Source organism: Streptomyces sp. JJ38 (assembly GCF_019303475.1).
In the GTDB taxonomy this organism is placed as follows: domain Bacteria; phylum Actinomycetota; class Actinomycetes; order Streptomycetales; family Streptomycetaceae; genus Streptomyces.
The window spans coordinates 116,248-129,060 of the sequence record NZ_JABLSI010000001.1 but is presented as its reverse complement, the minus strand read 5'-3'; the positions used below and the strand labels follow the sequence as shown (position 1 = coordinate 129,060).

Sequence of the window (12,813 nt, the reverse complement as noted above, 5' to 3'; positions counted from 1 at the left end):
TTCGTCGTTCGGGTCGGGTGGTGGGGGAGGCGGTCGGCCGTGAGGGCCGGGGGCCGGGTGGGGCGTGGCGGCGGCCGGGGTCAGGTACGGACCTCCAGCAGCGGTACGAACTGCTCGGCGGGGGTGACCGAGCCGTGCATGCCGACGAGCGCCGACTCCTTCGGCTCCGTGCGCGTGGCGATCACGGCGGCGGTGCCGCTCATCGCGACGACCACGTCCCCGATCCGGCCGTACACGCGCTCGTCCACGCCCCGGCCCGGCGGGCCGAACCAGCCCAGCTCGATGGCCTCGTCCCGGGTGGCCACCCACGCCTGGTCCGCGAGCACCTCGCGCCAGACGGTGTGGACGTCGGCGGCGGCGCCGGGTACGGCGTACAGGTGCCGGGCGCGGCCCTCGCCGCCGAGCAGGGCGACGCCCGCGCCCAGCTCCCAGTCCTCGTCGAAGTCGAAGCGCGACTCGTCGCCCGGCGGGACGTCCACCATGCCGTGGTCGGCGGTGATGTAGAGGACGCTGCGCGGCGGGAGCTGCTCGGCCAGGCGCTGGGCGAGGCGGTCCACATAGGCCAGCTGCCCGCGCCACGCGTCGGAGTCGACGCCGTACCGGTGGCCGTTGCCGTCCAGGTCGGCGTAGTAGGTGTAGACGAGGGCGCGATCGGCCGCGGCGAGCCGCTGGGCGGCGAGGTCCATGCGGTCCTCGCCGGAGAGCTTGCCGAGGAAGGTGCCACCGGACAGCGCGATCTTGGTGAGCGGCGTGTGCTCGAAGTGCGGCGCGGAGACCTGGCTGGTCTCGATGCCCGCGGCGTCGGCGAGCTGGAAGACCGTCGGGTAGGGCTGCCACCGGTAGGGGTCCGTCCACGGCTGCCAGCGCAGCTGGTTCATGAGCTGGCCGGCCTCCGGGTCGAGCACCGCGTAGCCGGGCAGGCCATGAGCGCCCGGCACCCGCCCGGTGCCCACGGAGGCCAGGGAGGTGGCGGTGGTGGAGGGGAAACCGGAGGTGATGGGTGCGCCGGTGCCGTTCGCCGAGCTGGGCAGCAGCGAGGTGAGGAAGGGGGCGTACGCGGGGTGGGCGCGCAGGATGTCCCAGCCCATGCCGTCGACGAGGAACACACAGACGCGGTCGGCCGGTTCGAGGGCGAGCCGGGTGCGCAGCCCGGGGACGCCGAGCCCCGAGGCGGCGGCGGGCAGGACGTCGGCCAGCGAGGCGGTGCCGTAGCGGGGGACGGGCGCGGTGCGCGGGTCGAGCGGCGCGGGCTCGGAGAAGGCCTGGTCCGTGGTGGTGGGCTGGGCCATCAGCGCGCGGCCACCGTGGCCTCGGACAGGCTCTGGGCGAACGCGAGTGCCTGGCGGACGGTGTCGGGGCCGTCCCCCGCCTCGCTGACGCGCAGTGAGAGGTCGTCCGCGGTGGTGGAGCCGGTGTAGCCGTGGTCAGCCTCGCAGTTGGGGTCGGCGCAGGCGGCGGGCTCCAGGTCGATGCGGCTGACCGCGCCCCAGCCGATGGTCAGGACGACCTCGCGCGGCAGCGTCCCGGGCCGGTAGGACTCCGGGTTCGCCACGACGCGGCTGAGCACGACGGAGGAGATCCGCTCCAGGTGCACCGACTCGGTGGAGGTGGTGGCGTAGGGCACCGGTGAGTTGCCGTCCGCGGCCTGCTCGTCGGTGTGGCTGACGATGAAGCGGGTGCCGGTGAGGACGAGGACCGTGACGTGACGCCGCACCTCGTTGGCGTCGAACGTCGTCTCCTGGTGGACGAGGAAGGAGGCGACCGGCTCGCCGCCGACGGCGGCCTCCACTGCCTCGGCCACCAGGGCCGGGTAGTAGCCGCTGCGCTCGATGGCCGTCCGCAGTCCCTGCGTCGTCGTTCCGGTCTTCGCCATGCCGCCCATCCTAAGGCCCGCAGGGCCCTGCCCCCGAGCGGCGGACGGTGATCGCCGGGGCCTCACCAGGCCGACAGCCGCCGGGGGCCGAGGTCGGTGGTGACGGGAGGCGGGGCGAGGCGGACGGCGGCGCCGAGCACCGCCAGCCCGCGCGGCGCGACGACCACGGGCTCCAGCTCCACCGAGACGATCTCCGGGTGGTCGTCGACGAGCCGGGAGACGCGCAGCAGCAGGTCCTCCAGTGCCGCGGTGTCCACCGGAGCCGCTCCGCGCCAGCCGAAGAGCATGGGGGCGGTGCGCAGGGAGCGCACGAGGTGGGCGGCCTCGCGGTCGGTGACGGGCACCAGGCGGTGGGCCATGTCGCCCAGCAGCTCGGAGGGCGGACCGGCGAGGCCGAAGGAGAGGACGGTGCCGATGGCGGGGTCGACGGCGGCCCGCACGACGGTGTCCACACCGCGCGGCACCATCGCCTGGACGACGGGCCGCAGCTCGGCGGGGGTGCCGAGGCCCTCGGTGAACTCGGCGTAGACGCGGCGCAGCTGGGCCTCGGAGACGATGTCGAGCCGGACGCCGCCGAGGTCGGCCCGGTGGCGCAGGTGGGGGGCGGTCGTCTTGAGCGCCACGGGGAAGCCGGTCCGGGCGGCGGCGGCCACGGCCGCGTCGGCGTCCGGGGCCGGATGGGCGGGCAAGGCGGTGATGCCGTAGCAGGCCAGCAGCTCGGCGGTGTCGGCGGCGTCAAGGGCGACGCTGCGGGGGCCGGCCTCCCTGCCCGGCTCCTGGCCTGGCTCGGGCGGCTGGGTGCCGTACAGCGCACGGGACACGACCGTCGTGGCACCGGCCTCGTCCAGGTCCTCCTCGGGGACCCGGCCCGGCCGCTCGGCGTCGCGCCGCCACTGGGCGTGGCGGACCGCCTCCGCGAGGGCCCGCACCGCCCGTTCCGGGGCGGGGTAGGCGGGGATGCGGCGGGCGCCGAGCGCCGCGTCCAGCCCCTCGATGGCCAGGTGGACGACGGCGATGGGCTTGCCGGTACCGTCAGCCGCCCGGTGCAGCGCGTCGGCCAGTTCCTCGGCGCCGCGGCCCTCCACCCAGGGGATGGCGGCGACGACGACGGCGTCGGTGCCCGGGTCGGCCAGGGCCTCGCGGAGGGCGCGGTGGAAGTCCTCGGGGGTGGCGGAGGCGGTGAGGTCGACGGGGTCGAGGGGGCGCAGGCCCCGGGCGAGGCAGGCGTCGTAGGTGAGCAGGCACAGCGACTCGGCGTTGCCCAGCACGGCGATCCGCGGCCCGGCGGGAAGCGGCTGGAAGGCGAGCTGAAGGCCGGTGTCCACGAGCTCGGTGACGGTGTCCACGAGCAGCACGCCCGACTGGCGCAGCAGCGTGGACACGGTGCGGTCGGAGGCGCGGATCTCGGGGACGGCGTGCCCGGGCGGGGGCGCGCTGCCGCTGTGCCGCGCGCCACGGACGACGACGACGGGCTTGTGCGGGGCAACGCGGCGCACCAGCCGGGTGAACTTGCGGGGGTTGCCGAAGGACTCCAGGTACATGAGGACGACGTCGGTGTCCGGGTCGTCCTCCCAGTACTGGAGGACGTCGTTGCCGGAGACGTCGGCGCGGTTGCCGGCCGAGACGAAGGACGACAGCCCGGTGCCGCGCCGGTGCAGCCCGTCGAGCAGGGCGATACCGATGGCGCCGGACTGGGTGAACAGCCCGATCCGGCCGCGTTCCGGGGTGCGCCCCGCGAGCGTGGCGTTGAGCAGGACGTCGGGCGCGGTGTTGATCAGCCCGAGGGCGTTCGGCCCGATGATGCGCATGCCGTAGGAGCGGGCCTTGCGGACGAGTTCGCGCTGCTCGGCCCGGGTGAAGTCGGCGGAGAGGACCACCATGCCCTGGACTCCGTGCTCACCGCAGGCGGTGACGACGGCGTCCACCTCGGCGGCGGGCACGGCGACGACGGCCAGGTCCACCGGCCCGGGGACGTCCCGCACGGAGCGGTGGGCCGGGACGGCGGGCAGCCCGTCGAGCGGGGCCGGGCGCCCGGAGCCGTCGGCGGCCCCGGGCAGCCGCTCGTTGACGGCGTACACCGCGCCGGGGAACCCGGCGCTGCGCAGGGAGTCCAGCACGGCGCGCCCGGCGCCCCCGGCTCGTCGGCGCACCCCGATGACGGCCACGGAGGAGGGGGCCAGCAGCCGCTGGACGGAACGCGCCTCCGCCCGGTGCTCCCGGGCGCGCATGACGGCCAGCGACCGTTCGGTGGGCTCCAGGTCGAGGGTGAGGCGGACGGAGCCGTCCTCGAAGGTGCGCTGCTGCGAGTAGCCGGCGTCGGTGAAGACCTTGGCCATCTTGGTGTTGGCCGGCAGGACCTCGGCGGTGAAGCGCCGTACGCCGCGTTCCCGGGCGCAGGCGGCGATGTGCTCCAGGAGGGCGGAGGCGACGCCCCGGCCCTGGTGGGCGTCCTGCACCAGGAAGGCCACCTCGGCGCGGTCGGCGGGGACGGTGGCCGGCAGACCGGACTCGTCGATGCGGTCGTAGCGCACGGTGGCGATGAACTCACCGCCCACGATGGCCGCGAGGCCCACCCGGTCCACGTAGTCGTGCCGGGTGAAGCGGCGGACGTCCCGCGCCGACAACCGGGGGTAGGGGGCGAAGAAGCGATAGTACTTCGACTGGTCCGAGACCTGCTCGTAGAAGCTGACCAGCCGTTCGGCGTCTTCCTCGGTGATGGGGCGAACGCGGGCCGTGCCGCCGTCGCGCAGCACCACATCGGCTTCCCAGTGCGTGGGGTACGCGCGCTCCGTGGGCGTCTGCATGGGCCCCACCCTACGGCGCGGCCACCCCCGTCCGGGGAGGTGCGTGCGGCATCCGTAACACACCGTGCACGATGTTCACCCGCGGGGTACGCGCCCCGCAGGTGAGAAGTGGTCCTGACAGGCAACGACCGGAAGGCAACACCATGGCTGAGCGCCGCGTCACCATCGGCTGGGCTGAGGGCCTGCACGCCCGACCCGCCGCCATCTTCGTCCGGGCGGCGACGGCCGCCGGTGTCCCCGTCACCATCGCCAGGCCCGAGAGCTCACCGGTGAACGCCGCCTCCCTGCTCTCCGTGCTCGGCCTGGGCGCGGAGGGCGGCGAGGAGGTCGTACTCGCCTCCGCGGCCGAGGACGCCGACGCCGTGCTGGAGCGGCTGGCGAAACTCGTCTCCGAGGGGCTGGAAGAACTGCCCGAGACGGTCTGAGCGGGCTGGCGGAAAACCGGTCCGGACGCCGTGGAACCGCCCGCCGCATTTCAGCACCGGAGTCGCTTCCGCTGAAAAGCGGGCACCCCTGCGGGCGGCTCCGGAATTCCGGCAGCACACACCACGGGAAGCAATTCCCGATTCCGTTGTATACGGGAATTGTTAAACGGGGCCGCGCGCCGTGTTGACGGCAGGTTTCGTTGTCCTCACCGTCACCGGGCGCTGGGCCCGGCGTATCGCCCCGGCGCGCTCGACGTGCGCCGCGGCCAGTGCGCGGGCCCGCTCGGCGTCCCGGCGGGCGAGCGCGTCCACGATCGCTCCGTGCTCGCGCCAGACGACCGAGGCCCGCTCCACCGCTCCGGGGGCGTCCTCCTGATCGACGGCGTACATCCAGGTGATCTTGCGGCGGAGCTGCACCAGGAGAGTCTCCAAGGCGGGGCTGCCACTGGCCTGCGCCAGCGTCTCGTGGAACCAGTCCCCCAGAGCGCGCAGGTCGGAGAGCTGCCCACGCTCGGTGCGCTGCCGCCCGAGACGCACCAGGCCGCGCAGGACCTTCAGGTGCGCCTCGGTGCGCCGGTGCGCCGCCCGCGCGGCGCCGAGCGGCTCCAGCAGGGCCCGCATGTCCAGCAGGTCGGCCGCCTCCCGCTCGGTCGGCTGGGCGACGCAGGCCCCCGCGTGCCGCCGAGTGGTGACGAAGCCCTCCGACTCCAGCGTGCGCAGGGCCTCGCGCACCGGCACCCGGGAAACGCCGTAGCGGCGGGCGAGCAGCTCCTCGGTGAGCCGGGAACCCGGCGGCAGCGCACCGCTGACAATGTCGTCGCGAACCGCTGTGCACACCATGTGCGCGGAAATGCGCATGCCCCAACCTCCGCCGTTATCCCCACGTTATGAGTGTCGCTGAACCGAACTGTATTCCACTCTTCCGAGAATTCCGATGCCCGGCTGAGATACGACGGAAAAACGCCGGACCCCCGGCCGGGAGGCCGGGGGTCCGGGAGTGCGGGGAGGCGCCGTGTCAGGACAGCGGCACGCCCTTGCCGCGCAGGTAGTCGACCGGGTCCATGTCGGAGCCGTAGGTCGCGGCGGTGCGGGCCTCGAAGTGCAGGTGCGGACCGGTGGAGTTGCCGGTCGAGCCGACCTTGCCTATCTCCTGGCCGACACCGACCTGCTGGCCGACCGAGACCCCGATGGCCGACAGGTGGCCGTACTGGGTGTAGGTGCCGTCGTTGTGCTTGACGACGATGTTGTTGCCGTAGGCGCCGCCCCAGCCGGCGGTGACGACGGTGCCCGCGGCGACCGACTTGACGGGGGTACCGGTACGGGCGGCGAAGTCGATGCCGCTGTGCTTGCCAGACGACCACATCTGGCCGCCGCTCTTGTAGGGCGTCGTCACGTCGCCGCCCGTGATGGGGGCCACGACGCTCGGACGGGGCTTGGAACGGTTGGCGCGCTCGGCGTCCTCGCGCTTGGCCGCGGCCTTCTTCTCCGCCGCCTTCTTCGCAGCCGCCTTCTTCTCGGCGGCCTTCTTCTCCGCCGCCTTCTTCGCGGCGGCCTTCTTCTCGGCCGCGGCCTTCTCCGCCGCGGCGCTCTTCTGCGCGGCGGCCTGATCGGCCACGTGGCCGGCGAGCGAGGGAGCGATCGCGAGCGCCTCGCTGAAGGTGTTCTTGTGCTCGGCCGCGGCGGCGGGCCCGGCGACGACGCCGGCCACACCGACGGCGACAGCCGCGGCGGCGGTACCGAGACGGATGGAACGGGTGGAACGGCTCAGCTTGCCGGAGGCACGGTTGAACGCCAAGAGTGTGGGTCCTTTCCTTCCTTCTCGCCTACCGGGTTAGCTGACGGGTTCGGAGCAGGAAGGTCTCCTACGGGCAGACAGGCCCGATTCACCCCAAGGACATGTGGGTCCCCGGCTCCCCCTCGTCGGGGACTCGGCGATGACGCGCTGCACGTCGGCCGCAGGCCGCGGTCGCTTCTGACGGGCAACGGGGACGACGCTAAACCGGACATCCCGGGCGGGCCAAGAAAATCCGTCACTTTGTCGCACATGCCACATTGCCCAGGTCATCGGGGTGATCCGGGCCACGTGGAAGGGGCTCCGGACAGCCCTCAGCCCCCGGAGGGCCGGGCCGTCCGGGGGCTGAGGGAGGCGTTCACGGGGTCGTGCCGACCGGCCGGACCCGCTCCACACGGGGCTACGCGCCGCGCACGACGGTGACCTCCCCGATCCCCAGCTCACGCACCGGGGCCTCGATCTTCTCCGCGTCCCCGACCAGGACGGTGACCAGGCGGTCGACCGGGAACGCGGCCACGGCCGCGGCGGTGGCCTCCACCGTGCCCGTCTCGGCCAGCCGCTCGTACAGCCGCGCCTGGAAGTCGTCCGGGAGGAACTGCTCCACCTGGTCCGCCAGGGTCCCGGCGACGGCGGCCGCCGTCTCGTACCGCAGCGGAGCCACACCGACCAGGTTCTGCACGGCGGTGTCGCGCTCCTCGTCCGTCAGCCCCTCGGCCGCCACCGTCCGCAGCACGGTCCACAGATCGGCCAGCGCGGGGCCGGTCACGTCCGTGGCCACGGAACCGCTGATCGCGAGCATGGCCGCGCCACGGCCGTCGGGCGTGGAACGGAGCACCTGGCTGTAGGCGCGGACCCCGTAGGTGTAGCCCTTCTCCTCGCGCAGCACGCGGTCCAGCCGCGAGGTGAGCGTGCCGCCCAGGCAGTACACGCCCAGCACCTGCGCGGGCCAGACGGCGTCGTGCCGGTCGGCCCCGGTGCGTCCGATGAGCAGCTGCGTCTGGACGGCCCCCGGCCGGTCGACGATGACCACCCGGCCGGTGTCGTCCGAGGTCACCGGCACCATCGGGGCGGGCGCGGCGGTGGAGCCCGTCCAGGCGCCGAGCGTCTCGGCCAGGGCCCCCGCGAGGTCGACACCGGTGAAGTCGCCGACGACGACGGCCGTGGCGGCGGCCGGGCGCACGTGTGCCTCGTAGAAGGCGCGCACGGCGGCGGCGTCGATGTGCCGGACGGTCTCCTCCGTGCCCTGCCGCGGGCGCGACATCCGCGCGTCGGCCGGGAACAGCTCCCCGGCCATGGCGATCGCGGCACGACGGGCCGGGTTGGCCAGCTCGTGCGGGATCTCGTCCAGACGGTTGGCGACGAGCCGGGCCACCTCGCCGTCCGGGAAGGCGGGAGCGCGCAGCGCGTCGGCCAGCAGAGCCAGCGCCTTGGGCAGCCGGGAGGCGGGCACCTCCAGGGACACCCGGATGCCGGAGTGGTCGGCGAAGGCGTCGAGCGTGGCGCCACAGCGCTCCAGCTCGGCGGCGAACTCCTCCGCCGTGTACTTGTCCGTCCCCTCGCTCAGGGCACGGGCCATGATCGTCGCGACGCCGTCCAGCCCCTCGGGCTCGGCGTCCAGCGGAGCGACGAGGTTCACGTCCACCGCCACGACCTGCTGGCCGGGCCGGTGGCAGTGCAGCACGGTCAGCCCGTTGGGCAGCGTGGCACGCTCGGGCGCCGGGAAGGCCCAGGGCTTGGCCTCGCCGCCGTGCGGCTGCGGGTGGAACTCCATGGTGGGGGTGGCGTCGCTCACTGCTCGGCCCCTTCCTGCGCGTTGTGGTGCACGTCGGCCACGTCGTCGGCGATGACCTCGGTGGCCTCCTCCGCCTCCTCCGGCTGCGGGCCCGACGTCGGTTCGTAGACCAGAACGGCCCGGTTGTCCGGGACCAGCCGCGCGGCGGCCACCTCCCGCACCTCCTCGGGCGTGACCTCCAGGACGCGCCGCACCGCCGTCAGGGCGAGCTGCGGATCGCCGAAGAGGACGGCGTAGCGGCACAGTTCGTCCGCCCGGCCGCTCACCGTCGCCAGGCGGTCCAGCCACTCCCGCTCCAGCTGGGCCTGGGCGCGTTCCATCTCCTCGGGGCTCGGCCCCTCCGAGGCGAACCGGACCAGCTCCTCGTCGACCGCCGCCTCGATCTCCGCGATGGTGGACTCACCCGACGCCTTGACGTCCAGCCAGCCGAGCGAGGGGGCGCCGGCCAGCCGCAGCATGCCGAAGCCCGCCGTGACCGCCGTCCGGTCCCTGCGCACCAGCCGGTTGTAGAGGCGGGACGACTCACCGCCGCCCAGCGCCGTCAACGCCAGGTCGACGGCGTCCGCCTCACGGGTGCCGTCGTGCGGAAGCCGGTAGGCGTGGAGCAGCGCCCGGGAGGGGACGTCCTCGTAGAGCGTGCGCCGCGGCTCCTCCCCCATGACGTCGGGCAGTCGGCCGTCCCGGGGCGGCTGCTTGCCGTCGTGCCCGGGGATGGAGCCGAAGTACTTCTCGATCCAGGCCAGCGTCTGCTCCGGGTCGATGTCCCCGACGACGGACAGCACCGCGTTGTTGGGCGCGTAGTAGGTGCGGAAGAACCGGCGGGCGTCCTCCAGCGAGGCCGCGTCCAGGTCCGCCATGGAGCCGATCGGGGTGTGGTGGTACGGGTGGCCCTCGGGGTAGGCCATGGCCACCAGCGTCTCGAAGGCCGTGCCGTAGGGCACGTTGTCGTACCGCTGGCGCCGCTCGTTCTTGACGACGTCCCGCTGGTTCTCCATGGACTCGTCGTCCAGGGCGGCGAGCAGCGAACCCATGCGGTCCGCCTCCAGCCACAGAGCCAGCTCCAGTTGATGGGCGGGCATCGTCTCGAAGTAGTTGGTGCGCTCGAAGCTCGTCGTGCCGTTCAGCGAGCCGCCGACACCCTGGACCAGTTCGAAGTGCCCGTTGCCCGGCACCTGGGCTGAGCCCTGGAACATCAGGTGCTCGAAGAGGTGGGCCAGCCCGGTGCGGCCCTTGACCTCGTGCCGGGAACCGACGTCGTACCAGAGGCAGACGGCGGCGACGGGGGTCAGGTGGTCCTCCGAGAGCACCACCCGCAGGCCGTTGGCCAACCGGTGTTCGGTTGCTGTGAGCACTCCCTGGGGAGGCGGGGGCGTGGCCGTGTGCGCCATGCGCGATGTGTCCCTTCGTCTGCGGGGCGGCGGGTGGACGGGGCGGATCGGCTGTCGTTCCCGGGCCGGCCGGAGGGGCCCGGCCCGGGCTGCCCTGTCACTCTATGCAAGCGCGGCAGGGCCGCGCGAAGTTCCCGGCCGGGCGGGGTGGACGGCGGGTTGTCCGCGGCTGGGTCCACAATGGTCCGCGTCAGTGCCAGCACATCCGCTTCGGCGCCCCGGCCGTACCCAGCCCGTACCCGGTGGCGCGACCGCGCGTATCCGAAGGAGCAGCCGCCGCGATGGCCCGCCGCAGCACGAAGACCCCGCCGCCGGAGGATTTCGAAGAGCGCATCCTCGACATCGATGTCGTCGACGAGATGCAGGGCTCCTTCCTGGAGTACGCCTACTCGGTCATCTACTCGCGGGCCCTGCCCGACGCGCGGGACGGGCTCAAGCCCGTCCACCGGCGCATCCTCTACCAGATGCACGAGATGGGCCTGCGGCCCGAACGGTCCTACGTCAAGTGCGCCCGGGTCGTCGGCGAGGTGATGGGCAAGCTCCACCCCCACGGCGACAGCGCCATCTACGACGCCCTCGTCCGCATGGCGCAGCCGTTCTCGATGCGGCTGCCCCTGGTGGACGGCCACGGGAACTTCGGCTCGCTCGGCAACGACGACCCGCCCGCCGCCATGCGGTACACCGAGTGCCGCAGCGCCTCGGCGGCCGGGCTGATGGTCGAGTCGATCGACGAGGAGACGGTCGACTTCGCGCCGAACTACGACGGCAGCGAGCAGGAGCCCGTCGCCCTCCCGGCGGCCTACCCGAACCTGCTCGTCAACGGGGCCTCCGGCATCGCCGTCGGCATGGCCACGAACATGCCGCCACACAACCTCGGCGAGATCATCGCCGCCGCCCGGCACCTGATCAAGCACCCCGGTGCGGATCTCGAGACGCTGATGAGGCACGTCCCCGGCCCGGATCTGCCCACCGGAGGGCGGATCGTGGGGCTCGGCGGCATCAAGGACGCCTACGCCAAGGGGCGCGGCACCTTCAAGATCCGGGCCACCGCCGAGATCGAGCAGGTCACGGCGCGGCGCAAGGGCCTGGTCGTCACCGAACTGCCCTTCACCGTCGGCCCGGAGAAGGTCATCTCCAAGATCAAGGACCTGGTCAACTCGAAGAAGCTCCAGGGCATCGCCGACGTCAAGGACCTCACCGACCGCGAACACGGGCTGCGACTCGTCATCGAGGTGAAGAACGGCTTCCATCCGGAGGCCGTGCTCGAGCAGCTCTACAAGCTGACGCCGATGGAGGAGTCCTTCGGCATCAACAACGTGGCCCTCGTCGACGGCCAGCCGCTCACCCTCGGTCTGAAGGAGCTGCTGGAGGTCTACGTCGACCACCGCTTCGAGGTCGTGCGGCGCCGCAGCTCCTACCGGCGCCGCAAGCGGCAGGACCGGCTGCACCTCGTGGAAGGGCTGCTCGTCGCGCTCGTCGACATCGACGAGGTCATCGGCATCATCCGGTCGAGCGACAACGCGGCGGCGGCGAAGGAGGCGCTCATGGCGCGCTTCGGCCTCTCCGACGTCCAGACGCAGTACATCCTCGACACCCCCTTGCGCCGTCTGACGCGCTTCGACCGGCTGGAGCTGGAGGACGAACGGGACCGCCTGGGCCTGGAGATCGAGGAGCTGACCCGCATCCTGGAGTCCGACGCCGAGCTGCGCAAGCTCGTCTCCAGCGAACTCGGCGCCGTCGCGAAGAAGTACGGCACCCCCCGCCGCACCGTGCTGATGGAGTCCACGGGGACGCCCGTGGCCACCGTGCCGCTGGAGATCGCCGACGACCCGTGCCGCGTGCTGCTCTCCTCCACCGGGCTGCTCGCCCGTACCGCGGCCGTGGACGCCGTCTTCGGCCAGGGCGCGAAGCGCGCCAAGCACGACGTGATCGTCTCCGCCGTCCCGGCCACGACGCGCGGGGAGATCGGCGCCGTGACCTCCTCCGGCCGGCTGCTGCGGCTGTCCGTCGTCGACCTGCCGCAGCTCGCGGAGCCGTCCGCCACGCCCAGCCTGGCCGGCGGGGCGGAGATCTCCGAGTTCCTGTCCCTGGAGGACGGCGAGTCACTGCTGTGCCTCACCACGCTGGACGAGTCCTCCCCCGGGATCGCGCTCGGCACGCGGCAGGGCGTGGTCAAGCGCGTCGTGCCGGACTACCCGGCCAACAAGGAGGAGTTGGAGGTCATCTCGCTCCGGGAGGGCGACCGGATCGTCGGCGCCGTCGAACTGCGCACCGGAGAGGAGGACCTCGTCTTCGTCAGCGACGAGGCACAGTTGCTGCGGTATCCGGCGAGCCAGGTCCGGCCCCAGGGGCGGGCCGCTGGCGGTATGGCCGGCATCAAGCTGGGCGCGGGAGCACAGGTCATCTCCTTCACCGCGGTGGACCCGGCCGCCGAGGCCGTCGTCTTCACCGCAGCGGCCGCGCAGGGGACACTGGACGACACCCTCGCCACCGCCAAGCTCACACCCTTCGACCAGTACCCGCGCAAGGGCCGCGCCACCGGCGGCGTCCGCTGCCAGCGGTTCCTCAAGGGCGAGGAGCGCCTGGCCCTGGCCTGGGCGGGCCCGTCCCCGGCCAGGGCGGCGACGAAGTCGGGGGCACCCGCGCGGCTTCCCGAGATCGACCCGCGGCGCGACGGCTCGGGCGTGCCGCTCTCCGACGCCGTCTTCGTGATCGGCGGGCCCGTGTGATCGGCGGGCG

9 protein-coding genes and 1 riboswitch are annotated in these 12,813 nt (G+C 73.3%); of the genes, 2 read left to right on the top strand and 7 right to left on the bottom strand.

Annotated elements, in window-relative coordinates:
* Positions 1 to 80: 80 nt before the first annotated feature.
* The 3 genes from HPT28_RS00495 to HPT28_RS00485 all read right to left on the bottom strand — a co-directional run bounded on the left by HPT28_RS00495 (position 81) and on the right by HPT28_RS00485 (position 4,677).
* Positions 81 to 1,289 (bottom strand): alkaline phosphatase family protein, encoded by a 1,209-nt coding sequence (locus tag HPT28_RS00495; RefSeq protein WP_219088183.1) that lies wholly within the window; start codon positions 1,287 to 1,289, stop codon positions 81 to 83.
* Positions 1,289 to 1,873, bottom strand: a complete 585-nt coding sequence (locus HPT28_RS00490; protein ID WP_219088182.1) for a DUF5998 family protein — start codon at positions 1,871 to 1,873, stop codon at positions 1,289 to 1,291. Before HPT28_RS00490 ends, HPT28_RS00495 begins: the two co-directional genes overlap by 1 nt.
* 62 nt (positions 1,874 to 1,935) lie before the next feature.
* On the bottom strand, positions 1,936 to 4,677 hold the full coding sequence (locus HPT28_RS00485) for a bifunctional GNAT family N-acetyltransferase/acetate--CoA ligase family protein (RefSeq protein WP_219088181.1): 2,742 nt from the start codon (positions 4,675 to 4,677) through the stop codon (positions 1,936 to 1,938).
* Positions 4,678 to 4,820: 143 nt separating this feature from the next.
* Here HPT28_RS00485 and HPT28_RS00480 point away from each other — a divergent pair, with 143 nt between their 5' ends.
* A complete protein-coding gene (locus HPT28_RS00480; protein ID WP_219088180.1) occupies positions 4,821 to 5,102 on the top strand; it encodes an HPr family phosphocarrier protein in 282 nt (93 codons plus the stop codon).
* Positions 5,103 to 5,264: 162 nt separating this feature from the next.
* Here HPT28_RS00480 and HPT28_RS00475 read toward each other — a convergent pair whose 3' ends face one another.
* The 4 genes from HPT28_RS00475 to HPT28_RS00460 all read right to left on the bottom strand — a co-directional run bounded on the left by HPT28_RS00475 (position 5,265) and on the right by HPT28_RS00460 (position 10,074).
* Positions 5,265 to 5,960, bottom strand: a complete 696-nt coding sequence (locus HPT28_RS00475) for a GntR family transcriptional regulator (protein WP_219088179.1) — start codon at positions 5,958 to 5,960, stop codon at positions 5,265 to 5,267.
* A 157-nt stretch (positions 5,961 to 6,117) separates the two neighbouring features.
* Entirely contained in the window at positions 6,118 to 6,897 is a 780-nt protein-coding gene (locus HPT28_RS00470) for a M23 family metallopeptidase (protein ID WP_219088178.1), read from the bottom strand.
* 10 nt (positions 6,898 to 6,907) lie between these two features.
* Positions 6,908 to 7,046: riboswitch (cyclic di-AMP (ydaO/yuaA leader) on the bottom strand.
* A 248-nt stretch (positions 7,047 to 7,294) separates the two neighbouring features.
* Positions 7,295 to 8,686 (bottom strand): M16 family metallopeptidase, encoded by a 1,392-nt coding sequence (locus HPT28_RS00465; RefSeq protein ID WP_374226900.1) that lies wholly within the window; start codon positions 8,684 to 8,686, stop codon positions 7,295 to 7,297.
* Positions 8,683 to 10,074 carry a pitrilysin family protein gene (locus tag HPT28_RS00460; RefSeq protein WP_219088177.1) on the bottom strand — a complete coding sequence of 464 codons (1,392 nt, stop codon included), beginning with the start codon at positions 10,072 to 10,074 and terminating at the stop codon, positions 8,683 to 8,685. Before HPT28_RS00460 ends, HPT28_RS00465 begins: the two co-directional genes overlap by 4 nt.
* Before the next feature lie 281 nt (positions 10,075 to 10,355).
* On the opposite strand from HPT28_RS00460, the gene HPT28_RS00455 reads away from it, so the two are divergent.
* The gene (locus HPT28_RS00455) at positions 10,356 to 12,803 is read left to right on the top strand and encodes a DNA topoisomerase (ATP-hydrolyzing) subunit A (protein ID WP_219088176.1); all 2,448 of its coding nucleotides are present in this window, start codon (positions 10,356 to 10,358) and stop codon (positions 12,801 to 12,803) included.
* Positions 12,804 to 12,813: the final 10 nt, after the last annotated feature.